This is a genomic window from Moraxella sp., from assembly GCF_030525845.1.
Lineage (GTDB): Bacteria > Pseudomonadota > Gammaproteobacteria > Pseudomonadales > Moraxellaceae > Moraxella.
The window spans coordinates 1-23,532 of record NZ_JAUNDY010000026.1; the positions used below are offsets into that span (position 1 = coordinate 1).

Annotated in this window: 36 protein-coding genes; all 36 read left to right on the plus strand. The window is 43.7% G+C overall.

All coding sequences use genetic code 11. The features are described 5' to 3' along the window. A partial coding sequence (gene rplD, locus Q4B79_RS08395; protein ID WP_303085978.1) for a 50S ribosomal protein L4 occupies positions 1-506 on the plus strand: 506 nt, incomplete at its 5' end. Next, complete coding sequence (gene rplW, locus Q4B79_RS08400; protein WP_303085979.1) at positions 503-832, plus strand: 50S ribosomal protein L23; 330 nt, start codon at positions 503-505, stop codon at positions 830-832. The genes rplD and rplW, both read left to right, overlap by 4 nt. An 11-nt stretch (positions 833-843) precedes the next feature. Beyond that, on the plus strand, positions 844-1,671 hold the full coding sequence (rplB, locus tag Q4B79_RS08405) for a 50S ribosomal protein L2 (RefSeq protein ID WP_303085980.1): 828 nt from the start codon (positions 844-846) through the stop codon (positions 1,669-1,671). Between the two features lie 12 nt (positions 1,672-1,683). Continuing rightward, positions 1,684-1,959, plus strand: coding sequence for a 30S ribosomal protein S19 (gene rpsS, locus Q4B79_RS08410; RefSeq protein WP_263077034.1), 276 nt, complete (start codon positions 1,684-1,686; stop codon positions 1,957-1,959). A 9-nt stretch (positions 1,960-1,968) separates the two neighbouring features. Beyond that, the gene (gene rplV / locus Q4B79_RS08415; protein ID WP_036364312.1) at positions 1,969-2,298 is read left to right on the plus strand and encodes a 50S ribosomal protein L22; all 330 of its coding nucleotides are present in this window, start codon (positions 1,969-1,971) and stop codon (positions 2,296-2,298) included. Between the two features lie 2 nt (positions 2,299-2,300). Next, complete coding sequence (gene rpsC / locus Q4B79_RS08420) at positions 2,301-3,026, plus strand: 30S ribosomal protein S3 (RefSeq protein ID WP_303085981.1); 726 nt, start codon at positions 2,301-2,303, stop codon at positions 3,024-3,026. Positions 3,027-3,029: 3 nt separating this feature from the next. Further along, on the plus strand, positions 3,030-3,443 hold the full coding sequence (gene rplP, locus Q4B79_RS08425) for a 50S ribosomal protein L16 (RefSeq protein WP_029102635.1): 414 nt from the start codon (positions 3,030-3,032) through the stop codon (positions 3,441-3,443). Then, positions 3,443-3,640 (plus strand): 50S ribosomal protein L29, encoded by a 198-nt coding sequence (gene rpmC, locus Q4B79_RS08430; protein ID WP_303085982.1) that lies wholly within the window; start codon positions 3,443-3,445, stop codon positions 3,638-3,640. Before rplP ends, rpmC begins: the two co-directional genes overlap by 1 nt. Then, on the plus strand, positions 3,637-3,909 hold the full coding sequence (gene rpsQ, locus Q4B79_RS08435) for a 30S ribosomal protein S17 (protein WP_249101073.1): 273 nt from the start codon (positions 3,637-3,639) through the stop codon (positions 3,907-3,909). Before rpmC ends, rpsQ begins: the two co-directional genes overlap by 4 nt. Before the next feature lie 92 nt (positions 3,910-4,001). Further along, positions 4,002-4,370, plus strand: coding sequence for a 50S ribosomal protein L14 (gene rplN, locus Q4B79_RS08440; RefSeq protein WP_029102638.1), 369 nt, complete (start codon positions 4,002-4,004; stop codon positions 4,368-4,370). A gap of 28 nt (positions 4,371-4,398) precedes the next feature. Next, positions 4,399-4,716, plus strand: coding sequence for a 50S ribosomal protein L24 (gene rplX, locus Q4B79_RS08445; protein WP_303085983.1), 318 nt, complete (start codon positions 4,399-4,401; stop codon positions 4,714-4,716). Positions 4,717-4,735: 19 nt separating this feature from the next. Next, entirely contained in the window at positions 4,736-5,272 is a 537-nt protein-coding gene (gene rplE, locus Q4B79_RS08450; protein WP_303085984.1) for a 50S ribosomal protein L5, read from the plus strand. Between the two features lie 9 nt (positions 5,273-5,281). Beyond that, positions 5,282-5,587, plus strand: coding sequence for a 30S ribosomal protein S14 (gene rpsN / locus Q4B79_RS08455; RefSeq protein WP_303085985.1), 306 nt, complete (start codon positions 5,282-5,284; stop codon positions 5,585-5,587). A 10-nt stretch (positions 5,588-5,597) separates the two neighbouring features. Further along, positions 5,598-5,996 (plus strand): 30S ribosomal protein S8, encoded by a 399-nt coding sequence (gene rpsH / locus Q4B79_RS08460; protein WP_303085986.1) that lies wholly within the window; start codon positions 5,598-5,600, stop codon positions 5,994-5,996. Positions 5,997-6,148: 152 nt separating this feature from the next. Beyond that, positions 6,149-6,682 (plus strand): 50S ribosomal protein L6, encoded by a 534-nt coding sequence (rplF, locus tag Q4B79_RS08465; protein ID WP_303085987.1) that lies wholly within the window; start codon positions 6,149-6,151, stop codon positions 6,680-6,682. Positions 6,683-6,697: 15 nt separating this feature from the next. Then, positions 6,698-7,048 (plus strand): 50S ribosomal protein L18, encoded by a 351-nt coding sequence (rplR, locus tag Q4B79_RS08470; protein WP_303085988.1) that lies wholly within the window; start codon positions 6,698-6,700, stop codon positions 7,046-7,048. A gap of 2 nt (positions 7,049-7,050) precedes the next feature. After that, a complete protein-coding gene (gene rpsE, locus Q4B79_RS08475; protein ID WP_303085989.1) occupies positions 7,051-7,548 on the plus strand; it encodes a 30S ribosomal protein S5 in 498 nt (165 codons plus the stop codon). A 12-nt stretch (positions 7,549-7,560) separates the two neighbouring features. Beyond that, entirely contained in the window at positions 7,561-7,743 is a 183-nt protein-coding gene (gene rpmD / locus Q4B79_RS08480; RefSeq protein WP_303085990.1) for a 50S ribosomal protein L30, read from the plus strand. After that, positions 7,743-8,183, plus strand: a complete 441-nt coding sequence (gene rplO, locus Q4B79_RS08485) for a 50S ribosomal protein L15 (protein WP_303085991.1) — start codon at positions 7,743-7,745, stop codon at positions 8,181-8,183. Before rpmD ends, rplO begins: the two co-directional genes overlap by 1 nt. A gap of 3 nt (positions 8,184-8,186) precedes the next feature. Further along, positions 8,187-9,512, plus strand: coding sequence for a preprotein translocase subunit SecY (gene secY, locus Q4B79_RS08490; RefSeq protein WP_303085992.1), 1,326 nt, complete (start codon positions 8,187-8,189; stop codon positions 9,510-9,512). A gap of 16 nt (positions 9,513-9,528) precedes the next feature. Then, on the plus strand, positions 9,529-9,645 hold the full coding sequence (gene rpmJ, locus Q4B79_RS08495; protein WP_303085993.1) for a 50S ribosomal protein L36: 117 nt from the start codon (positions 9,529-9,531) through the stop codon (positions 9,643-9,645). 152 nt (positions 9,646-9,797) lie between these two features. Continuing rightward, complete coding sequence (gene rpsM, locus Q4B79_RS08500; RefSeq protein ID WP_303085994.1) at positions 9,798-10,154, plus strand: 30S ribosomal protein S13; 357 nt, start codon at positions 9,798-9,800, stop codon at positions 10,152-10,154. A 20-nt stretch (positions 10,155-10,174) separates the two neighbouring features. After that, positions 10,175-10,567: a 30S ribosomal protein S11 gene (rpsK, locus tag Q4B79_RS08505; protein WP_003656963.1), complete on the plus strand. Its 393-nt coding sequence runs from the start codon at positions 10,175-10,177 to the stop codon at positions 10,565-10,567. Between the two features lie 11 nt (positions 10,568-10,578). After that, positions 10,579-11,220, plus strand: coding sequence for a 30S ribosomal protein S4 (rpsD, locus tag Q4B79_RS08510; protein ID WP_303085995.1), 642 nt, complete (start codon positions 10,579-10,581; stop codon positions 11,218-11,220). A 22-nt stretch (positions 11,221-11,242) separates the two neighbouring features. After that, a complete protein-coding gene (gene rpoA / locus Q4B79_RS08515) occupies positions 11,243-12,247 on the plus strand; it encodes a DNA-directed RNA polymerase subunit alpha (RefSeq protein ID WP_303085996.1) in 1,005 nt (334 codons plus the stop codon). Positions 12,248-12,265: 18 nt separating this feature from the next. After that, a complete protein-coding gene (gene rplQ / locus Q4B79_RS08520) occupies positions 12,266-12,625 on the plus strand; it encodes a 50S ribosomal protein L17 (RefSeq protein WP_303085997.1) in 360 nt (119 codons plus the stop codon). Between the two features lie 280 nt (positions 12,626-12,905). Beyond that, on the plus strand, positions 12,906-15,752 hold the full coding sequence (gene rapA, locus Q4B79_RS08525; protein ID WP_303085998.1) for an RNA polymerase-associated protein RapA: 2,847 nt from the start codon (positions 12,906-12,908) through the stop codon (positions 15,750-15,752). 11 nt (positions 15,753-15,763) lie between these two features. Beyond that, on the plus strand, positions 15,764-16,120 hold the full coding sequence (locus Q4B79_RS08530; RefSeq protein ID WP_303085999.1) for a hypothetical protein: 357 nt from the start codon (positions 15,764-15,766) through the stop codon (positions 16,118-16,120). Between the two features lie 8 nt (positions 16,121-16,128). After that, entirely contained in the window at positions 16,129-17,619 is a 1,491-nt protein-coding gene (locus tag Q4B79_RS08535) for a YifB family Mg chelatase-like AAA ATPase (protein ID WP_303086000.1), read from the plus strand. A gap of 46 nt (positions 17,620-17,665) precedes the next feature. After that, a complete protein-coding gene (locus Q4B79_RS08540; protein WP_303086001.1) occupies positions 17,666-18,706 on the plus strand; it encodes an FAD:protein FMN transferase in 1,041 nt (346 codons plus the stop codon). Between the two features lie 83 nt (positions 18,707-18,789). Then, positions 18,790-19,230: a hypothetical protein gene (locus Q4B79_RS08545; protein ID WP_303086002.1), complete on the plus strand. Its 441-nt coding sequence runs from the start codon at positions 18,790-18,792 to the stop codon at positions 19,228-19,230. A gap of 15 nt (positions 19,231-19,245) precedes the next feature. Continuing rightward, positions 19,246-20,442 carry a 5-demethoxyubiquinol-8 5-hydroxylase UbiM gene (gene ubiM / locus Q4B79_RS08550; RefSeq protein ID WP_303086003.1) on the plus strand — a complete coding sequence of 399 codons (1,197 nt, stop codon included), beginning with the start codon at positions 19,246-19,248 and terminating at the stop codon, positions 20,440-20,442. Between the two features lie 20 nt (positions 20,443-20,462). Next, complete coding sequence (locus Q4B79_RS08555) at positions 20,463-20,723, plus strand: hypothetical protein (RefSeq protein ID WP_303086004.1); 261 nt, start codon at positions 20,463-20,465, stop codon at positions 20,721-20,723. A gap of 349 nt (positions 20,724-21,072) precedes the next feature. Then, positions 21,073-21,522 carry a hypothetical protein gene (locus tag Q4B79_RS08560; protein ID WP_303086005.1) on the plus strand — a complete coding sequence of 150 codons (450 nt, stop codon included), beginning with the start codon at positions 21,073-21,075 and terminating at the stop codon, positions 21,520-21,522. A gap of 678 nt (positions 21,523-22,200) precedes the next feature. After that, positions 22,201-22,617: a hypothetical protein gene (locus tag Q4B79_RS08565; protein WP_303086006.1), complete on the plus strand. Its 417-nt coding sequence runs from the start codon at positions 22,201-22,203 to the stop codon at positions 22,615-22,617. Between the two features lie 143 nt (positions 22,618-22,760). Beyond that, positions 22,761-23,441: a C39 family peptidase gene (locus Q4B79_RS08570; protein ID WP_303086007.1), complete on the plus strand. Its 681-nt coding sequence runs from the start codon at positions 22,761-22,763 to the stop codon at positions 23,439-23,441. Positions 23,442-23,532: the final 91 nt, after the last annotated feature.

Sequence of the window (23,532 nt, forward strand, 5' to 3'; positions counted from 1 at the left end):
CCTATTTGGCTGGTGCTCGTCAAGGTACTCGTGCCCAAAAAACTCGTGGCGAAGTGTCTGGCGGTGGCAAGAAGCCATGGCGTCAAAAAGGTACTGGCCGTGCTCGTGCTGGCTCTATTCGTGGTCCAATCTGGGTTGGCGGTGGTCGTGCATTTGCAGCCAAACCACAAGATTGGTCTCAAAAAGTAAACCGTAAAATGTATCGTGGTGCGATGCAATGTATCTTGGCTGAGCTTGTACGTCAAGAGCGTTTGGTATTGGTAGATAGCCTAACTGTATCTGCTCCAAAAACCAAAGAGCTTATTGCAAAATTGGCAGAGCTAAATGCCCCACGTGCATTGATTGTTAGCCACGAAGTTGATGAAAATCTATACTTGGCAGCCCGCAACATTCCACACGTTAACGTGCTTGGTACTCGTGAGGTTGACCCAGTAAGCTTGGTTTCTTTTGACAAAGTCATCATGACTGTCGAAGCTGCCAAACAATTTGAGGAGGCACTGGCATGAGCAACGCAAGATTATATCAAGTGCTAAAAGCACCTGTCTTCTCAGAAAAATCTCAACGTCTAGGCGACAGCCTTGGTGTGCAAGTTTTCAAAGTGGACAGCAAAGCCACCAAACGTGAAATTAAACAAGCGGTTGAGCTGATGTTTGAAGGTGTTGAAGTAGTAAAAGTAAACACTTTGAATGTTAAAGGCAAAACCAAGCGTTTTGGTAAGGTTGTTGGTAAGCGTTCTGACGTGAAAAAAGCGTATGTAACCCTAAAAGCAGGTTCAGACGTACAAATCGGTGCTGGTGAAGAAGCCACTGGCGAAACAGCGACTAACGAATAAGGATAATTATCATGCCTATCGTAAAAGCAAAACCTACATCACCAGGTCGCCGCTTTGTTGAAAAAGTTGTGCATCCACACCTTTATAAAGGTCGTCCTTATGCACCGCTTGTTGAATCAAAAGCTAAAACTGGTGGTCGTAACAACAACGGCCGCATCACTACCCGTCATATCGGTGGTGGTCATAAGCAACATTATCGTTTAGTTGACTTCAAACGCAACAAAGACGGTATCATTGCAACTGTTGAGCGTATTGAGTACGACCCAAACCGTACCGCACACATCGCATTATTGAAGTATGCAGACGGTGAGCGTCGTTACATCATCGCACCTAAAAAATTGGCAGTAGGCGATCAGGTTCAATCTGGTGAGGGTTCTCCAATCCGTCCAGGTAACTGCTTGCCACTTAAAAATATCCCAGTGGGTACCATTATCCATAACATTGAGCTAAAAATCGGTAAAGGTGCACAACTTGCACGTTCTGCTGGTGCTGCTGTTCAATTACTTGGTCGTGATGGTGCTTATGTGATTGTTCGTTTGCGTTCAGGCGAAACTCGCCGTATTCACGCTAACTGCCGTGCAGTTATTGGTGAAGTGTCTAACACTGAAAACAACCTAAAATCACTTGGTAAAGCAGGTGCTGCACGCTGGCGTGGTGTTCGTCCTACCGTTCGTGGTACGGCGATGAACCCGATTGATCACCCACACGGTGGCGGTGAAGGACGTAACTTTGGTAAACACCCAACGTCTCCTTGGGGTCAGAAAGCTAAGGGTCTTAAGACTCGTTCTAATAAGCGTACTGACAGTATGATCATCCGTCGCCGTCGTGCCAAGAAATAAGGAATAAATTTCATGCCTCGTTCATTGAAAAAAGGTCCATTTATCGATGCGCATTTGTTTGCCAAGGTTGAAGATGCTCTAGAAAGCAACAGCCGCAAACCGATCAAAACTTGGTCTCGTCGCTCGATGATTCTACCACAAATGGTAGGTCTAACCATCTCTGTTCACAATGGTCGCACTCATGTACCTGTGATTGTGAACGAACAAATGGTTGGTCACAAACTAGGTGAATTCGCCCCGACTCGTTCATATCGTGGTCATGGCGTTGATAAGAAGTCTAAGAGATAAGGTGCTACCATGGAAGTAACTGCAAAATTACGTGGTGCCGCTATTTCGGCACAAAAAGTAAGATTGGTTGCGGACGAAGTTCGTGGTAAGCCAATTGAGCGTGCTTTAGACATTTTGACCTTTAGCAACAAAAAAGGTGCTAAATTGGTTAAAAAATGCCTACAATCAGCGATTGCAAACGCTGAACATAACAACGGTTTGGATATTGACACCTTGCGTGTTTCTACCATTTATGTTGATGAAGGTATTACTTTGAAGCGTATTATGCCCCGTGCCAAGGGACGTGCTGACCGTATCAGCAAACGCACTTGCCATATCACTGTTAAAGTAGGAGCATAATTATGGGTCAAAAAGTTCATCCAATCGGTATTCGTTTGGGCGTTATCAAAAAGCACAACGCTAACTGGTATGCCAGCCCAAAACAATACTCTGAATACTTGCTAAATGACTTCAAAGTGCGTGATTTTCTGCGCAATAAACTTAAGGAAGCCATGGTTAGTAACATCAGTATTGAGCGTCCTACTGGTGCTGCCAAGATTACCATTCATTCGGCTCGTCCCGGTGTGATTATTGGTAAACAAGGTGCTGATATCGAAGCCCTACAAAAAGATTTGACCAAACTTATGGGCGTGCCTGCTCAAGTCAACATCCAAGAAATCACTCAACCTGACCTAGATGCTCGTTTGGTGGCAGTGGGTATTGCTAAACAGCTTGAAGGTCGTGTGATGTTCCGCCGTGCCATGAAACGTGCTGTTCAAAACAGCATGCGTGCGGGTGCTGGCGGTATTAAGGTAGAGCTTTCTGGTCGTCTAGGTGGTGCTGAGATTGCTCGTACTGAATGGTATCGTGAAGGTCGTGTGCCACTACATACTCTGCGTGCTGACATTGATTATGCAGAAGTTCGTGCAGAAACCACTTACGGTACCATCGGTGTGAAAGTTTGGATTTTCCGTGGTGAAATTCTAGATGGCATGAACAGTGTTTACAATCCAGTTGCAGAAGATAAGACTCGTGCACCAAAACGTCGTGGTCGTTCTTCGAGCCGTCGTAATTCAGACAAGGGGTAAGCCATGTTACAACCAAAACGTACCAAATTCCGCAAAATGCACAAAGGTCGTAACACAGGCCTTGCCCAACGTGGTAATACCGTTGCATTTGGCGAAATTGGTCTAAAATCTATCGGTCGTGGTCGTATGACTGCTCGTCAAATTGAGGCTGCTCGTCGTACCATTACTCGTCGTATCAAGCGTGGTGGTAAGATTTGGATTCGTGTATTCCCAGACAAACCAATCACCGAGAAACCATTAGAAGTACGTATGGGTAAAGGTAAAGGTCCAGTTGAGTACTGGGTAGCTGAAATCAAGCCTGGTAAGATGCTATACGAAATTCAAGGTGTGAGCGAAGAGCTTGCCCGTGAAGCGTTGACTTTGGCATCAGCCAAGTTGCCTTTTAAAACCACCATTGTTAAACGGACGGTAATGTAATGAAAACAAGCGAATTACGTGAAAAATCAGTAGAAGAGCTGGCTGCATTGCTTGACGAGAAACAACTTGATGCGTTTCGTCTACGTATGGCAAAAGCGACTGGTCAGCTAGGTAATACTCACGAAATTAAAGCAAATCGTCGTACAATTGCAAAAATTTTGACTTTGCTTAACGAAAAACAAAGAGGCGATGCATGAGCGAGAACACTCAAACTCAAGAAGTTGGCGTGGTAACTGGTAAGGTCATCAGCAACAAAATGGATAAATCCATTACAGTGCTTGTTGAGCGTCAGATTCGTCACCCAATGTACGGCAAGCAAGTTCGTCGTTCTACCAAACTAAAAGCTCATGATGAGAATAATGTTTGTCAAGAAGGCGATATCGTACGTATCAAAGAAACTCGTCCAATCTCCAAGACTAAGACTTGGACTTTGGTGGACGTGGTTGAAACTGCGGTAAAAATTTAAGTTATTTGCATTAAAAGCCATTTGCAGGTATAATATACGTTACCAATTTGGTAGCAGATGGCTTTTATTGCTTTATTATATGGAGTAATGCGATGATTCAGACTGAAACAATGCTGGAAGTTGCAGACAACAGTGGTGCAAGACGTGTCCAGTGTATTAAAGTGCTGGGTGGTTCGCACCGTCGTTATGCATCAGTTGGCGACATCATTAAAGTAACTGTCAAAGAAGCGATTCCACGTGGTCGTGTCAAAAAAGGCGATGTGATGAATGCAGTTGTTGTACGTACCAAGAAAGGCGTTCGTCGTCCAGATGGTTCCGTACTACGCTTTGACGATAATGCGGCTGTTATTTTAAATAACAACAAGGCCCCAATTGCGACTCGTATTTTTGGACCCGTAACTCGTGAGTTGCGTGGCGAGCAATTCATGAAGATTGTTTCGTTAGCACCAGAAGTACTGTAATTTTTTAATTGTATTTAGAGACAATCCTATGGCAAAGTTACGCAAAGGCGATACCGTGGTTGTGATTGCTGGCAAAGACAAAGGCAAGCAAGGCACAATTTTGGCGGTTAAAGCAGACCGTGTAAAAGTTGAAGGCATTAACATTGTAACTAAACACCAAAAACCTAACCAAATGTTAGGCAGAGAAGGTGGCATTGTTAAGCAAGAAGCATTTCTACACATTTCAAACGTTGCGATTTTTAACGCAAAAACCCAAAAAGCAGACCGTATTGCTTACCAAGTGAACGAAGAAGGTAAAAAAGTCCGTATTTACCGTTCTACTGGTGAAGTAGTGGCGACTGCATAAGAGCTAAGGGTATATAGTAATGGCAAGATTAAAATCTTTATATAATGACAAGTTGAAGCAACAAATCAAAGATGAGCTTGGCTTGGAAAATGTCATGCAAGTGCCAAAAATCACTAAGATTACCCTAAATATGGGTGTTGGTGGTGCTGCACAAGACAAAAAACTTCTTGAAGGTGCATTGGCTGACATGACCGTAATCGCTGGTCAAAAGCCTGTTGTTACCAAAGCACGCAAATCTGTTGCTGGTTTTAAAATCCGTGAAGAATGGCCAATCGGTTGTAAAGTTACCCTTCGTGGCGACCAAATGTATGAATTCTTGGATCGTTTGATTGCCATTGCAATCCCTCGTATTCGTGATTTTCGTGGTTTTTCAGCAAAAGCGTTTGATGGTCGTGGCAACTACTCGTTAGGCATTAAAGAGCAGATTGTTTTCCCAGAAGTAGATTTTGATAAGATTGACCGTATTCGCGGTCTTGATATTACCATCACAACTACTGCTACCAATGATGACCAAGGTCGTGCATTGCTAAAAGCATTTGGCTTCCCATTTAGATAAGGTAACGTTATGGCTAAAAAAAGCATGATTAATCGCGAATTGAAACGCGAAAAATGTGTGGCTAAGTACGCCGCAAAGCGTGCCGCCCTAAAAGAAGTAATTAACAACATTAATGCTACTGATGATGAGCGTCTAGATGCTATGCTTGCGTTACAGGCTTTGCCACGTAATTCATCACCTGTGCGTTTGCGTAATCGTTGTGGTTTGACTGGTCGTCCGCACGGTTACTTCCGCAAATTTGGTTTGTCACGTAATAAGCTACGTGAGCGTGTCATGCAAGGCGATGTGCCTGGCGTTCGTAAAGCAAGCTGGTAAGGAGTAAGCTATGAGTATGCAAGATCCTGTTGCTGATATGCTAACCCGTATCCGTAACGCACAATCAAGAAACAAACCATCTGTTAGTATGCCTGCTTCAAAGCTACGTAAGTCTATTGCTGACTTGTTGGTTGCTGAGGGTTATTTAACCTCTGCCGAATTGGTTGAAGGTGAAAATGGTAAAAAAGTTCTAAACATTGAACTAAAATACTACCAAGGTAAAGGCGTCATTGCTCAGTTGAAGCGTTTTAGCCGTCCTGGTCTTCGCCAGTATCGTAGTAAAGATGAGCTGCCAAGCGTTCAAAAAGGTTTGGGTGTTGCGATTATCTCTACTAGTAAAGGCTTGATGAGTGATCGTGCCGCGCGTGCCGCTGGCATTGGCGGTGAAGTAATTGCGTTAGTTGCTTAATACTAACAAAAAAATTACGAAAAATAAAAATCCTTAGTTTACTCTAAGGATTTTTTGTGATATAATGAAAAGCTGTTTTGAATGATTAATTTGTCATTTGAAAGGTTATTGTTGCCACTTTTTAGTGGTTGTTATTATGTAAGGAATTTCCTATGTCTCGTGTGGCTAAAGCCCCAGTAACGTTGCCTGCTGGTACTAGCGTTACTTTGAACGGTCAGCAGGTTGAAGTGAAAGGCAAAAATGGTTCTTTGTCTTTACGCCTGCATGATTTGGTCGAGCTAAAACAAGAAGATGGTGTTGTAACCGTCTCTCCTGTGGCGAATACCAAAGAAGCGTGGATGCACACAGGTACTGTGCGTGCATTATTGAATAATATGGTGTTGGGTGTTACCAATGGCTTTGAGCGTCGCCTACAACTGATTGGTGTTGGTTATCGTGCTCAAGCAGCTGGTAATAAAGTCAATCTAAACCTTGGTTTTTCTCACCCTATTGAATATGTTTTGCCAGAAGGTGTTACTGCTGAAACGCCCAGTCAAACTGAAATCGTTCTAAAATCGAACGACAAGCAAAAACTGGGTCAAGCAGCTGCTGAAATTCGTGGCTATCGTCCACCAGAACCTTATAAGGGTAAAGGCGTTCGTTATAGTGATGAAGTGGTTCTTCGTAAAGAAGCTAAGAAAAAATAAGTAAGGTGAGCAAACATGTTTGATAAAAAATCCGCTCGTCTTCGTCGAGCTAAGAAAACTCGTGCCCATATCCGTGGTCTAGGCGTGCATCGTTTAACAGTAAATCGCACACCTCGTCATATTTATGCTCAAATCATCTCTCCAACAGGCGGTGTGGTTTTGGCACAAGCATCAACACTAGATGCAACTTTGCGTTCTGGTGCGACAGGTAACGTAGAAGCTGCTAAAGCAGTTGGAGCGTTGATTGCAGAGCGTGCAAAAGCAGCGGGAATTACAAAAGTTGCCTTTGACCGTAGTGGTTTTAAATATCATGGTCGCGTTAAGGCTTTGGCTGACGCTGCTCGTGAAAACGGATTGGAGTTCTAATCATGGCAAAAGTTGAACAAACTGATGGTTTGGTAGAAAAATTGGTTGCTGTTGACCGTGTTGCTAAGGTTGTTAAAGGCGGTCGTATTTTTTCTTTTACTGCTTTGACAGTAGTTGGCGATGGTAATGGTCGTGTTGGCTTTGGTCGTGGTAAGGCTCGTGAAGTGCCTGCTGCCATCCAGAAAGCACTTGAAGCAGCTAAACGTAACATGATTACTGTTGAGCTTGCAGGTCATACTCTGCAACATCCAATCAATGCTCGTCACGGTGCTTCAAAAGTATACATGCAACCTGCCTCTGAGGGTACTGGTGTTATTGCTGGTGGTGCGATGCGTGCAGTACTTGAAGTAGCTGGCGTTCAAGATGTATTGGCAAAATGCTATGGTTCAACCAATGCCGCTAACGTTGTTTATGCAACTTTTAAAGGTTTGCGTGATATGGTTTCTCCAGAGCAAGTTGCTGCAAAACGCGGTAAATCTGTTGAAGAAATTTTGAACTAAGAATGGGTGATCATGATGAAAAAAATGAAAGTTACTCAAACCAAGTCTAGTTCTCACCGTTTGGCAAGCCATAAAGCCTGTCTAAAGGGCTTAGGGCTGCGTCGTATTGGTCATACCGTGGAAGTGGAGGATACTCCTTCTACACGTGGCATGGTAAACCGTGTAAATTACATGGTTAAAGTGGAGGAAGTATAATGACTCTTCGTTTAAATGAACTTGCTCCTGCCGTAGGTGCAAAAAAGACTGCTCAACGTCGTGGTCGCGGTATCGGCTCAGGCTTGGGTAAAACTGGTGGTCGTGGTATTAAAGGTCAAACCTCTCGTTCAGGCTCAAGCATTCCAGCGGGCTTTGAAGGTGGTCAAATGCCAATTTATCGCCGTTTGCCAAAGTTTGGTTTTACCAGCAAATTGGCGATGGTAACCGCTGAGGTGCGCTTGTCTGAACTCAATAAGATTGAAGGCGACATCGTAAGCCTTGAAACCTTAAAAGCAGCTAATATTGTACGTGGCGACATGAAGCGTGCTCGCATTATTTTATCTGGCGAGATTGGTCGTGCCTTGACTTTTAAAGGTGTAAAAGTTACCAAAGGTGCCAAAGAAGCGATTATTGCTGCTGGCGGTAACGTTGAGGAATAATCCATGTCAAGACAATCAGCGTCAAAAGTAGACATTCCTTTGAATCCATTGGTTTTTGTTCGTAAGTATGACGAGCTATGGAATCGCATGCTGTTTTTGCTTGGGGCGTTGATTGTTTACCGTTTAGGTTCGCACATTCCTGTGCCGGGTATGAATCCAATTCGCTTGGCTCAATTCTTTGATGGCAGTCAAAACACTTTCTTAGGTATGTTTAATATGTTCTCTGGCGGTGCCTTAGAGCGTATGTCTATCATGGCACTTGGTATCATGCCTTATATTTCTGCATCCATTGTGGTGCAGATGATGTCTGCGATCATACCCTCTTTGGATGCTCTAAAAAAAGAAGGGGAATCTGGGCGGCGTATCCTAAATAAATACACAAGACAAGGCACATTAGCTTTGGCATTCGTGCAAGCAGTGGGTATGTCAGCAGGGTTGGTATCTGGCGGACTGACGCTAAGTTCAGGTTTGACGTTTATGATTCCTGCGGTTAGTTCTTTGGTAGCAGGTGCCATGTTCTTGATGTGGCTTGGCGAACAAATTACTGAACGCGGTATTGGCAACGGCATTTCCATGCTGATTTTTGCCAGTATTATTTCTAGTGCACCAAGCATGCTTGCAGGAGCATTCGCCCAAGATGTGAATTTGATTGTTGTATTAATTTTTGCCCTACTTGGTTTAGCGGTGGTTGCAGGTATTGTGTTTATTGAAAGAGCGCAACGCCGCATCCCGGTTAATTATGCTCAAAAACAGCAAGAAGGTCGCAAAATCTATGCTCAACAGCAGTCTCACTTGCCTTTAAAGCTTAATATGGCAGGGGTTATTCCAGCAATCTTCGCCAGTTCCTTATTAATGTTGCCAGCAAGTTTGGGTCAGTGGTCAGGCTCATCGGCTAATCCAAGTATGGCGCAGAGCATCATGCAAAATATTTCTTTGGTATTGCAACCAGGTAGCCCCTTATATTTACTTTTATTTGGTGTTTTTATCATATTTTTCTGTTATTTCTATACTGCATTAATGTTTAATCCAGGTGAGGTAGCGGAAAATTTGAAGCGTAGCGGTGCTTACGTTCCTGGTATTAGACCTGGTCAGCAAACAAAAAGATATTTGGATTTTGTGCTTAATCGACTGACATTTATTGGCGCAATGTATATGACAATTATTTGTCTTATGCCAATGGTTGTACAGACTTCATTTGGTGTGCCTTTTCAGCTGGGCGGTGCATCTTTATTGATTATGGTGGTTGTGTTAATGGACTTTATTGCTCAAATTCAAGCTCATTTAATGACGCATCAATATCACAATCAAACTTTAATTCAGTCTAAATGACATTAGGAGTGAACTCATGAAAGTTCAAGCATCTGTTAAAAAAATCTGTGGTAGCTGCAAAATTGTACGTCGTAAAGGTCAAGTCCTTGTGATTTGCAGTTCTGAACCACGTCACAAACAACGTCAAGGTTAATTTTATAAATTAATACTTGCAATTTGGTGGCAGATAATGTATTATCTGCTACTTGCCGTGCTGTTATTTATTTTTAGATTTTAGCAATTAGAAATAAATGCAGTGGAGTGAAAAGCAAATATCTAGCATTTATGCTAGTTGGAGAGAAATCAATGGCTCGTATCGCCGGTGTAAACATTCCGGACAACAAACATGCTGTGATTTCACTAACTTATATTTTTGGTATCGGACGTACTACTGCTAAAAAAATCTTGGCAGCTGTAGGTATTAGCGAAACTACTAAAATTGGACAGTTAGATGATTCACAACTGGATGCTGTTCGTGCAGAAGTTGCAAATTACGCTACCGAAGGTGACCTTCGTCGTGAAATTTCAATGAACATCAAGCGTTTGGTCGATTTGGGTTGCTATCGCGGTCTTCGTCATCGTCGTGGTCTACCTGTTCGTGGTCAACGCACCAAAACTAACGCGCGTACCCGCAAAGGTCCACGCAAAGCAATTAAAAAGTAACTAATTTAGGAAGCTAAAAGATGGCAAAAGACACCCGTAGCCGCAAAAAAGTGGCTCGCCGTTCGGTATCTGAAGGTATCGCCCATATTCATGCGTCTTTTAATAACACCATTGTAACCATTACCGATCGTCAAGGTAATGCATTGGCTTGGGCCACCTCAGGTGGACAAGGCTTCCGTGGTTCACGTAAATCAACACCTTTTGCCGCTCAGGTTGCTGCTGAAGTTGCTGGTAAAACAGCTCAAGAAACCTATGGTGTTAAAAATGTTGATGTCTTGGTTAAAGGTCCAGGACCAGGTCGTGAGTCTGCGGTTCGTGCATTAGGTGCATTGGGTTATAAGATTAACAGCATTAGCGATGTAACTCCGATTCCACACAACGGCTGTCGCCCACCTAAAAAACGTCGCGTTTAAGGAGATAACTCATGGCCCGTTATATTGGTCCAAAATTAAAACTGTCTCGCCGTGAGGGTACCGACCTGCAACTAAAATCAGGTGTTAAGGCTTACGACGTTAAGACAAAAAAATCAGGTCGTGTACCTGGTCAGCATGGCAATAGCCAAAATAAAGCCTCTGAATACGCCCTTCAACTTCGTGAAAAACAGAAAGTTAAGCGTATGTATGGTGTGTTAGAGCGTCAGTTCTCTAACTATTATAAAGAAGCTGCACGTATGCGTGGCGCAACTGGTGAAAACCTACTTGGCATGTTAGAACGTCGTTTGGATAACGTTGTCTATCGTATGGGTTTTGGTGCAACTCGTGCTGAAGCACGTCAGCTTGTCAGTCACCGTGCCATTCTGCTCAAAAAAGCAGGTCGTGATGAATTTGTGCGTGTAAACATTCCATCAATTCAAGTTCAAGATGGTGATGTGATTGCTGTGCATGAAAAATCAAAAGAGCAACTTCGTATCAAAAACGCAGTAGAGCTTGCAACTCAGCGCGGCATTCCAGAATGGTTGGAAGTTGATCACAGCAAATTGCAAGGCACCTTTAAGACTGCACCAGAACGCAGTGAATTGCCTGCTGAAATTAATGAAAGCTTGATTGTAGAGCTATATTCTAAATAATCCGAACTAATCGAGGTGACTTATGACATATGTAACTGAGTTTCTAACACCTTCTACAATTAATGTAGATACGGTTAATGAAACGACTGCTAAGGTCACGCTCGAGCCGTTAGAACGTGGCTTTGGGCATACGTTAGGTAATGCTCTTCGTCGCATTCTTCTGTCTTCATTGTCTGGCGCCGCTGTGATTGAGGCGGAGATTGAAGGTGTTGATCACGAGTACTCAACGCTAGAAGGTTTACAAGAAGATGTACTAGATCTACTTCTAAATCTAAAAGGCTTAGCAATTATTTTGCATGACCAGCATGAAGCGTATTTAACTTTGGATAAGAAAGGTCCTGGCATTGTTACAGCTGCCGACTTGGAATTGCCACACAACGTTGAAATTGCCAATCCTGATTTGGTTATTGGTACGTTGAGTGAACGTGGACATTTGAAGATGCGTTTACGTGTGGTAACGGGTCGTGGCTATGAGCCAGCTAATCAGCGTCGTCTAGATGCCAATTCAAAAGCAATTGGGTGTTTGAAGCTTGATGCGAGTTTTAGCCCAGTTTTGCGTGTGGCATATGATGTTGAGAATGCTCGTGTTGAGCAACGTACTGATCTTGATAAGCTAATTATTGAGCTTGAAACCAATGGTACGGTTGATCCTGAAGAGGCAATTCGTAAAGCTGCCACAATTTTGCAACAGCAAATTGCAATATTTGTGAATTTAGAAGCAGAAGAAGCGCCTGAGCCAGTTAAAGAAAAAGAAGAGATTGACCCTGTGTTGCTACGCCCAGTGGACGACCTTGAACTAACGGTTCGTTCAGCAAACTGCTTGAAAGCTGAAAACATTTACTACATCGGTGATTTGGTGCAACGTTCTGAAACTGAACTTCTAAAAACACCAAATTTAGGTAAGAAGTCATTGACTGAAATCAAAGATGTGCTTGCATCTAAGGGCTTGGAGTTAGGTATGCGTTTGGAGACCTGGCCACCAAGTGATTTGAGAGTTGATGATAGATTTTCTTATCGTAGCCGTTAATTTTAAAGGATATTGACCATGCGACATCGTAATAGCGGAGTCAAGCTGGGTCGCACCAGCAGCCATCGTAAGGCTATGTTCCAAAATATGACCAACTCATTGATTGAACATGAGCTAATCAAAACTACTTTGGTTAAGGCAAAAGAACTACGTCGTGTAGCTGAGCCACTCATCACACTTGCAAAAGAAGATAGCGTTGCAAATCGTCGTCTTGCTTTTAATCGTACACGTAATAAAGCTACCGTAGGTAAGCTATTTAACGAGCTAGGTCCTCGTTATAAAGCTCGCCCAGGCGGTTATTTACGTATTATCAAGTGCGGTTATCGTGATGGTGATAATGCACCAATGGCTTATGTTGAGCTTGTTGACCGTCCATGATTGGCGGTTAATGCAAAAATCAGACTTCTCGTGGGGTCTGATTTTTTTGTTTTAAGGTGGATGTAAAGTGATGTGAATGCAGAATGTTTTGGGGAAGAGGTTAGGGCATACTATCAAGATTGATGTTTGTGCTAGATGGATTGTTAGTTTGGCATTTGAATATTGGCAATCACAATCTATCATGAAAAATGGAGGTGTAATGTGTTATAATGGTTAGCTGTCTTTAATTTATAAAGATGGGTATTTGTTATCACAAGAATAATTTGGGCGTTAAGTTTTTATGAGCGTATTTGCCATTGGTCAGCGGTATTTGTCTGATTCGGAGAGTAATTTGGGTCTAGGAGTGGTTATCGAGGTTGATGACCGCTGTGTGCATATTTTATTTCCTCAAAGTGAAGAAAAGCGTGTGTACGCCAAAGCATCCGCTCAACTGTCCCGCGTTGTCTTTTCGGTTGGGGACACCATTTTTGACCAAGATGGTCAACAATTTGAAGTGGCAAAATGCGAGGAGATTTCCCATGTCATGCGTTATCACTTGACGTGTGGCAAGAGTTTGATGGAAACTAGGCTATCGGCAAACATCACACTTGCCAAACCCTTAGAGCGACTGTTGGCTGGACGTATTGATAATAGCGAAAATTACGAAGTTCGCCAAGATGCTTTGAAGTTATCAGCCATGCTTTCGCATCATCCGTTGCGTGGTTTGATTGGTGCAAGAGTGGATGTGATTCGCCATCAGCTTTATATTGCTCATGAAGTGGGTAAGCGTTTAGCACCACGTGTGTTACTGGCTGATGAGGTGGGTTTGGGTAAGACCATTGAGGCAGGGCTGATCATTCATCAGCAACTTATTACGGGTCGTGCCAGCCGTGTGCTAATTTTGGTGCCCGATAGCTTGCAGTATCAATGGATGATTGAGCTAAAACGACGGTTTAATTTGGATTTTGCCATTTTTGACCTTGTGCGTACGGCATCCATCAAAGAGCATAACCCTGATGAAAATGTATTTGGTGCAGAACAGCTGATTTTGGCAAGTATAGATTTGCTACTTGACCATCATGATTTGTATGAACAAGCGTACGCATCGGGTTTTGATTTGTTGGTGGTAGACGAGGCTCATCATCTGCATTGGGATAGTGAGCAAGGTGGTAATGACAAATATGAGCTGGTGGCGGATTTTGCCCAAAATATCGCAGGGGTACTACTACTGACAGCAACGCCAGAGCAACTCGGTGTGGAGAGTCATTTTGCCAGATTAAGACTGCTTGACCCTCATCGTTTTGATGATTTGGAAGATTTTATTGCCTCCCAAGATGCTTTTTTAGATGTGGCGATGGTGGCAAATCTTTTGATTGAAGGTGGGGAGCTAACTTTAAAACAAATCACAGCGGTGGCAGGATTATTGGGTTTTGAGGTCGATGAAATCAGCGATATTAATGACAACGAAAAGCTTCGTCAGCACATCATTAATGAGCTACTAGATAGGCATGGTACGGGTCGTGTGCTTTTTAGAAATACTAGAGATAGTGTGCAGGGCTTTTTTGGGCGTACCAGCATTGCTTATCCGTTGCCCTTGCCAGAGGCGTGGCGTGATACACCTTATACACAAGGCAAATTAAGAGAGCAACTGTGGGGCGAGGAGGGCTCCCCTGATGGCTCGTGGCTAGAATCTGACCCTCGTGTGCCGTGGCTTATTCAATTATTAAAAAATAACCTAAAACACAAAAAGGCTCTTCTCATTGCCAGAAGCGGGGCAACCATTGAGAGTTTGGAGGCGGTGCTAAGGCTACATGCTGGCATTAAAACCGCCATATTTACTGAGCAGATGAGCTTGTTGGAGCGAGACCAAGCGGCGGCGTATTTTGCTGACAAAGAAGGGGCTCAGATATTGCTTTGTAGCGAGATTGGCTCGGAGGGGCGTAATTTTCAGTTTGTGCAGGATTTGGTGTTGTTTGATTTGCCAGCCAATCCTGACACCCTAGAACAGCGTATCGGGCGACTTGACCGTATCGGGCAAATTGCTCAGATTCATCTGCATGTACCTTTTGTGGTAGGTACTGCCCAAGAGCGTCTGTATCATTGGTATGATGAGGCTCTTAACATCTTTAATCAAATCAGTCCTACCGCCCAAACCGTCCAAGAGCAATTCATTAGCGAGCTAAAACCGCTTTTAGAGGGCAAGGGAAGCACAGAAGAGTTTGCAACGTTGGTGGCTCACGCCAAAGTGCTAAGACTGGATTTGGAGGAGGAGCTACAAGCAGGGCGAGACCGTCTACTTGAATATAACTCTTGTCGTCCAAGCGTGTCGGCACGTATCGTCTCGGCAATGCAGGAGCTGGACGAGGTTCAAATTTTACCTGCGTTTTTGGGTCGTTATTTGGACGTGCTAAATGTGGATTATGGCGTAGCACACGATGATTCTTGGGTAATTTATCCCATTGATGGTGCGGAGGTTCTTGATGTGTCAGGGCTACCCATCGATGAAGATGGCATGACACTTACCTTTGATCGCAAGCAGGCACTTGTGCGTGAGGACATGGCGTACATGACATTAGAACATCCATTCATGACGGCGGTTTTGGAGTCTGTGAAGTCAGGTTCATTTGGTAATACCAGTGTTGGGCTTTTAAAATCTTCCGCCATGCCACAAGGGCTTATGTTGATTGAAAATCATTTTAGGGTGGAGGCAATTGCACCAAAACACCTAAATTTGCCTGCATATCTATCCAAGCAAGTCATTCGTGTGTTACTTGCTGAAAATGGCAATGATTTGACAAAAGTTGCCACCCCGGAAAAGCTCATGCCCATCATTGATAGGCTCGATAAATCCAAAGCCAGACAAGTTGTTAAAGCCAGACAAAGCGTCATCGCTGACATCGCGGCACTGGCAAAAACCAAAGCAATGGACGAATTGACAGAGATTGGTCAGATGGCTACACAACAATTTGCAGAGCATTTGGATAAAGAAATTGGCAGATTGCAACGACTACAAGCCATCAACCCCAATGTGCGAGATGATGAGATTTTGGTACTGGTGCAGACCAAAGAGCAAGGTCTGTCGGCATTGGCTGGACTGTCGCTGGTGCCTGACAGCATTCGTGTGCTGATTTGTGTAAAGCCTGAATAGGGGGGAGTATCGTGCCACACTTAACCTTAGAGTTTTCTAAAAACCTCAAAGTTGCCAATGAGCATGATTTACTGAATAAATTAAACACAGTATTATTTGAAAGTGGGCAATTTCGACAAGCCAAAGACATTAAAAGTCGTATTTATCATACCATTGATGACTTGATTGGACTTGGGGAGGCTGATGGCGAGCATTTCGTGGTGGCTCATCTTGCCATCATGCAGGGTCGCACCGATGAGATTAAGGCGGATTTGGTGGGGCGTGTGATGGCGGTATTACAAGATAATATTGGCAAGTCTTATCAAAATGTTCAATATGCGGTCAATTTGACTGAGTTGTCTCCTTTTTATCAAAAAACTTGCATTTAAGGTAATCTATGTCCTTCGCCCAAGTTTATACTCGCTCCGTGATTGGCTTGACCGCACCACCTGTAACGGTGGAAGTGCATATTTCGCAAGGGCTACCTGCCTTGACCATGGTGGGTTTGCCAGAGGCATCCGTACGTGAGAGCAAAGACCGAGTCCGCTCTGCCATCATCAATAGCGGTTTTGAATTTCCAAACAGACGTATCACGATTAACCTTGCCCCAGCCGATTTGCCAAAAGACGGAGCAAGGCTTGATTTACCCATCGCCATTGGGATTTTGTCAGCAAGTGGGCAGATTGATGAAAATGTATTAAGTCAATTTGAATTTGTCGGTGAACTTGCCTTAAATGGCGATTTGCGTGGAATTATGGGAGCGTTGTCGGTGGCTCGTGCCGTGAAGGGCGATGCTCGCACGCTCATCGTACCAAGTAGTAATGGGGCAGAAGCTGTCAAAGTGGCGGACGTGGATGTGTTGGGAGCGGAGACCTTAACCCAAGTTTGCCATCATCTGAACGCCATTGCTGGCAAAGTAGGCGAAAAACTTAGTCCCATCACGCCCCAAGCCATGCCTACCACGCCTATCTATACCCTAGATTTGTCCGATGTCAAAGGTCAGCACCACGCACGGCGAGCGTTGGAGATTTGTGCGACTGGTGGGCATTCCATTTTGTTTAAAGGCTCACCCGGTTCGGGCAAAACACTCATGGCAAGCCGACTGCCAAGCATTTTACCACCCTTGACCGATGATGAGTCGCTTGAAGTGGCAAGCATCTATTCGGTGGCAGGCGTGCCTTATGAGTTTGGGGTGCGACCATTTCGCTCGTGCCATCATACGATAAGTGCGGTGGCGTTGTCGGGTGGGGGTTCACGACCCAAACCAAGGGAGATTAGCCTTGCTCATCAGGGCGTGCTTTTTCTTGATGAGTTGCCCGAATTTGACCGTAAAACTTTGGAAGTCATGCGTCAGCCCCTAGAATCCAAAACCATCACCATTAGCCGTGCCAACTCCCAAGTAGAATACCCTGCCAATTTTCAACTGGTGGGGGCGATGAATCCTTGCCCTTGTGGTTATCATGGCGATGTGTCAAACCGTTGCCGCTGTACGCCTGAACAAATCCGCCGTTATCAGGACAAGCTCTCAGGACCACTCCTTGACCGTATTGATTTGCACATTCATGTGCCTGCCTTGCCAATTGAGGATTTGCAAAATGCTCCACAAGGCGAGTCCTCTGCTGTCGTGCGTGAGCGTGTCATTAAAGCTCGTCAAATCGCCCTCGACCGTCAAGGCAAAGCCAACAGCGAATTGACCCCAAGCGAGATTGACACCTACATACCGCTTGGCACGGCAGAAAAACAGCTTCTCGCCACCGCCCAATCACGGCTTAATCTCTCTGCTCGTAGCTATCATCGTGTCCTTAGGGTGGCTCGCACGATTGCTGACCTAGCAGGGGTGGATAGGGTGGGTGTGGCGCATTTGGCGGAGGCGATGAGTTACCGCTGATGGGTGGGTTTAACCTATTTACTCTTTTACTAATTTCTTGATTATGATGAAATATTTACCTGTTGCCATCTTGACGTTGTCGGCTGTCATTTCATGTACAAAAACCCCATCTGCTTCCACATATGAACAACTGACAGGGCAGACGATGGGAACAAGCTATCACATTAGCTTTGAGCTACCTGATGGAGTCAGTACGGCTCAGGTACAAGATAGCATTGCCAAGCGGTTAGATGAGATTAACCAGAGCATGTCCACTTACCAAGCTGATAGCACCATCAGTCGGTTCAACCAACTGCCAGCAAAAGAACAAATCCAAATAGACGCTGATTTTAAGCAAGTCTTACTAGATAGCCGTGTGATTTATGAGCAGTCTGCGCACGCCTTTGACCCAACGGTGTATCCTTTGGTGGAGCTTTGGGGTTTTGGGGCGAGCATGAGTGTGGAGCGACTACAAAATCCGCCAACACAGGCACAGATTGAGGCGGTGCGTCAAAACATCGGCTTTGAAAAAGTAGTGCTTGACGGCGATAATCTGTCAAAAACAGCCGATGGCGTGGGGTTGGATTTTTCTGCCATTGCCAAGGGTTATGGGGTAGATGCTGTTGCTGATGTCTTAAAATCTCAGTATCGCATTAATAATTACATGGTGGAGATTGGTGGGGAGATTGCCACATCAGGTGTTAATGATAAGGGCAAAACATGGGTGCTTGCGGTGGATAAGCCGATAGTGGGCAGTACAGTTGCACAACGCGAAATCATGACGACGGTCAAACTGTCAGGGCAGGGCATGGCAACCAGTGGTAATTATCGAAACATGATGGAATATGACGGCAAAACATACAGTCATACCATCAACCCACACACATCAAGTCCTGTGGTAGATGGCGTGCCAAGCGTAACAGTCATTGCAGATAGTACGGCTATGGCTGATGGTTGGGCGACGGCACTGACTGCCATTTCTCAAAATGATGCCATCAAGCTTGCACAAGATAACCACATCAAGGCATTATTTATCATCAAAGATGGCGATGGCTGGCAAATGCACAAAACCGACGAGTTTCTTGCGTTTGAGCAGGCAAGCAAATAACCACCTCTTTGGTTTGGTGGCTTTTAAATTTTATGTATCTGCATTACAATGACACTTAGTTATACTTTTTTGGTAGGAGAATTATGACCGCTTTTTCACCCAGCCCCCAGTTTGCCAAGCGTTGGCATGCCACGCCCACCGCCATCAAAAATGCCTTTTATCAAGAGCTTGATGACATTATTGACATGCTACATGGCACGACATCGGCACGTGAGTTTGAGTTTAATCAAGCAGATTTTGGGCAATCCCTAGAAGATTTATTTTTTATTCATAAGGATGATACGCCCATTCCTGCCAGATTGATTCATAATTTTGAAAATCCACCTGTCTCATTGACATCATCGGATACGACCCAAAAAGAGAGGTTGCACCCTGATGATTTGGCAAAAATTGAACAAAAAATTTGCCAAAAATTGCAAAAACAAATTGATGATTTTTTGGGCGAGCACATGAGCCAGCTTTCTGAGGACTTAAAAGTTTGGCTAAATACTGCCATAAAAAATGAACTAACCAATTATCAATAACCAAAAAAGACAGCCATGAATACCATCAAAAAAAGCAACATCGTCATCATCGGTGCAGGTCCTGCAAGCCTTGCCTTTGCACGGCATTTTAAGGGGTCGGATTTAACCTTGATCATCATCGAAAAACTGCCCTTAGAATACATCGCTCACCCTGCTTATGATGGGCGTGAGATTGCCCTGACGCATCGCTCACGTGAGATTTTGCTGGATTTGGGGGCGTGGCAACGCATCGCCAGCGATGAGATTTATGAGCTTAGAGATGCAAAGGTTTATAATGGCGATTTTGGCTATGCCTTGCATTTTAAAGTGCCTAAGGACTTGGCGATGATGAGTAGTATTGACCGTCTGGGTAATCTCATCTCTAATCATAACATCAGACAGGCACTTTATGATGAAGTCAAGGATTTACCTAACGTAACCATCATGACCGAGCAGAGTGTGGCAGATATTCATGTCGATGATAAGCAGGCGAGTGTGATGTTGGCAGATGGTAGGGTGCTAGGGGCGGATTTACTTGTTGGGGCGGACAGTCGGCTGTCGTTTGTGCGTAAGAAGCTTGGCATTGGAGCGATGATGAATGACTTTGGGCGTACCGTCATCGTATTTCGTGTGTCGCACCCACGCTCCAATGAAGCCACTGCCAAAGAGTGCTTTTTGTATGGTCGCACGCTTGCCCTGCTTCCTTTGCACGACCATCTAACCAACTGCGTGATTACGCTAGATAATACTCAGGCACAAAGTGTGCTTGCCATGAATGCCGATGAGCTTGCCTTAGAAGTACAACGTATGATGGGAGACCGTTTGGGGAGGCTGACTTTGGCAGGCAGTGTTCATCATTATCCGCTGATGGGCGTACATGCCAAGAGTTTTGTGAGTGTGCGTTCGGCACTCATTGGCGATAGTGCGGTGGGTATGCACCCTGTAACAGCACATGGGTTTAATTTGGGTTTGATGGGGGCGAATACTTTGGCAAAATTGGTACTAGATGCTCATCAAAACCACCAAGATATCGCCAGCTCTACCTTACTCCAAAAATACAACGTTCGCCACCAGACGCACACACGCCCACTATATCACGGCACCAACTTGATGGTAAAACTCTTTACAGAGGACGCTAAACCTATCCACGCAATCAGAGATTTTACCTTGCGAGCAAGCAACCACCTACCCCCAGTCAAGCGATGGATAGCAGGACAGCTGACAGGCAAATAGTGGATTTGTGAGGGGCGAGCATGAGTGTGGCGATTATCATCCTATTTGCGGTTAATCTAATGCCAAACTTATTGTTACACAACAAAAAGCGACTGTTGTCATTTTGCATGGTGCTATTGGCGGTTTATCTTTATTATTGTCATATGGTTTGGTCGTACAACCCAAATGCACCAGTATCAGGCATGACCAGAGTGATGATGGATTTTGCGATGGCAGTTATTGGGGGTTATGTGGGCTATCTTGTGTGTCGCTGGGAAGAAAAAGGTAAAGCATTTAAGTGAAATGGACAACCAAATCTTAAAATATAAGCCATATTTAGCGGAATAAGCATGCCTTTTTGAGGTAAAATTATGCAAATATCTCATCAAATGACTTTGTTGTTGGGTGTGGACTTGCCGTTACATTTTAAAAATAGTTGATGATTTGCCGACAAATCAATTTAGATATAAAGGTATAACAATAAAGATAGGACGTAGATAGGATACTTGACGGGTACAGTTATATTTGTTACTATGCGTACTGATAACCACTACCAAGATGATAATCTCTCACCATCATCATCTTAGTATGGTTATCGGCTATCAGTATGAACTGATAGTTTTTTACAATCTCAAAACATAGGAAAATGTTATGAAAAAACTCTCAATCCTAGCACTAAGTGCTACCGTAGCCATCACCCCTGCATTTGCAGAGACGACTGCTCATTATAACACACCAAGTGTGGAATTATCTACTCAAACCACCGATTTATCTTTTGCCTTTGATGATGTAGAAAATCTACAAACAAAAGACATGACGCTGGTAGAGATGCAAGAAACGGAGGGGGCAGTGGCTCTCCATGCTATTGGTGGAATTGCTGGTGGTTTAGGTGGTCATTTTGGTTATATGTCAAGTGTAGCTGTGTCGGGACAATATAATTTTGGCGGTCATTTGGCATCAGTTGGTTTTGGAGCGCTTGGTGGTGCTGCAAGTCCCGCAAAAGGTATTGGTAGTGTGGCTTGGGGATTAGGATTTGGTACAGCATCTGGTGCGGGCACAGGATATTTAACATCCAAATTTCCAACAGTGAACGTGAAATAGCTTGTTATTGCAGTCTTACTTTGATTTATTAGGGTAAGACTGTATTTTTAATTAAAATGGAGTTAACATTGCTATTTCTATCTTTTGTATTAATTATTCTTTCTGCTATTATGATTATGTATTCACATTTGGTACACAAAACAATCCATAAGACTTTGCTTTATTTTGGGTCTGTCATACCTATAAGCGTGTCTGGTGTCATTTTGGGTGTAAAGGGTGTTGGTTTTGTTATTGTTGGTTTATGCGTCTTTGCAATTTTATTAACTCTTTCTTTTATGAAAATCAAGTGATATAAGGTCGGACATTTTATGAATTTTAAATATTTGCCATTTCCAGCCTTAATCCTACTACCCCTCCTATCCCACGCCGACCTTCCTCTTACAGTCGATGACCTATTGGCGGATAAAAACCGTTTAAATTTAACGTAAGCGTAGCTCATTTGGTGAAATAAGGGTAATGGGAGTTATAAAGTAGACTAATGATCTGTTATGAGATTGATAAAAATTTTTCATATAAAAAATCAATACCAACGTTTGACAGGTACAAATGTATTTGTTACCATGGAAAACGATAACCACTACCAAGATGACAATCTCTCACCATCATCATCTTAGTGTGGTTATCGGCTATCAGTATGAACTGATGGTTTTTTACAATCTCAAAACATAGGAAAATGTTATGAAAAAACTCTCAATCCTAGCACTAAGTGCTACCGTAGCCATCGCCCCTGCATTTGCAGAGACGACTTCTCATTATACCACACCGAGTGTGGATACACAAACAATTGTATTACCCCAAACAACTGTTTCCACCACAACCCCACAAGCCGACCTATCTTTTGCTTTTGATGATGTAGAAAATCTACAAGCAACAGACATGACCGCTACCGAAATGCAAGAGACGGAGGGGGCGGTGGCTCCTGCGGTTGCTTATGGTATTCGCATGGGAGTCATGGGAACGATTGGTGCTGGTGCAAACGCATGGAATCATTATAGCAATACTGGCGAATGGTCATGGGGAGCTGCTGGTCGTGGCTTTGTTGCTGGTGCTGTTGGAGGCGGTGCTGCTAAATATCTAGGAGGCAAAGGTTGGTAGCATGATAAAAAGTTTTTGTATGTACTTTTTTATCATGTTAGCTTTCAATTTTGTAATATTTGGCTTGCTAAATGGATTTATTCTAAGAACATTTTTAATGTCATTGATTGTGTCATTTATTGGTGGTTTTTTGTACATCATATTTGATTATTTTAAAATTTAGCAAGTCATCAACAAACAAACCCAATTGGTTTGTTTGGGGTATTTGTATCTTTGCTTGGCTCTTTGTTGGTGTATCTTATGCCAACTGGCAATACCACACGCCCACACTAAGCACCAAAACCACATGGAAAGAAGCTAGGGATAATAAACTTACCAAGCAAGATGTAGACTATTCGTGCGGTGCGTCATCACTTTCTACCATTCTCACTTATTTTTACCAAAATCCCAAAACCGAACAACAAATCCTAGATGATATGGCACTTGATGATGTGATGGCATCATTTTTGGATTTGGCAAAGGTAAGCGAAAAATATGGTTATACCGCTCGTGGTATGACGATGAATTATGAGGCACTTGCCAAAATAAAAATCCCCGCCATCGTCTATGTCAATCACAAACGCAGCGATCATTTTAGCGTGGTGCGAGCCATTGACGAGCAAAATGTCTATCTGGCGGATAGTAGTTGGGGTAATCGCATACTTACCAAAAAGCAATTTGAAAAAATCTGGCTCACAACCAATGACAATATGTCAGGCAAGGTTTTACTAATACTCCCCACCACCAACAGTCAAAAACAACTCAGTGATAAGAATTTTACCGCCATCTTGGATACCCAAAGCCTATTAAAACAAAGCCCTACATTGTTTCGGCGGTTTTTGTAAGCTCGGTTGTTTGTGGCTTGCTAAGTTTATTAATTAAAATCCCCAACAAAACCAACCACTTACAAACTTTCTCCCAAATCCCCCCAAAAAC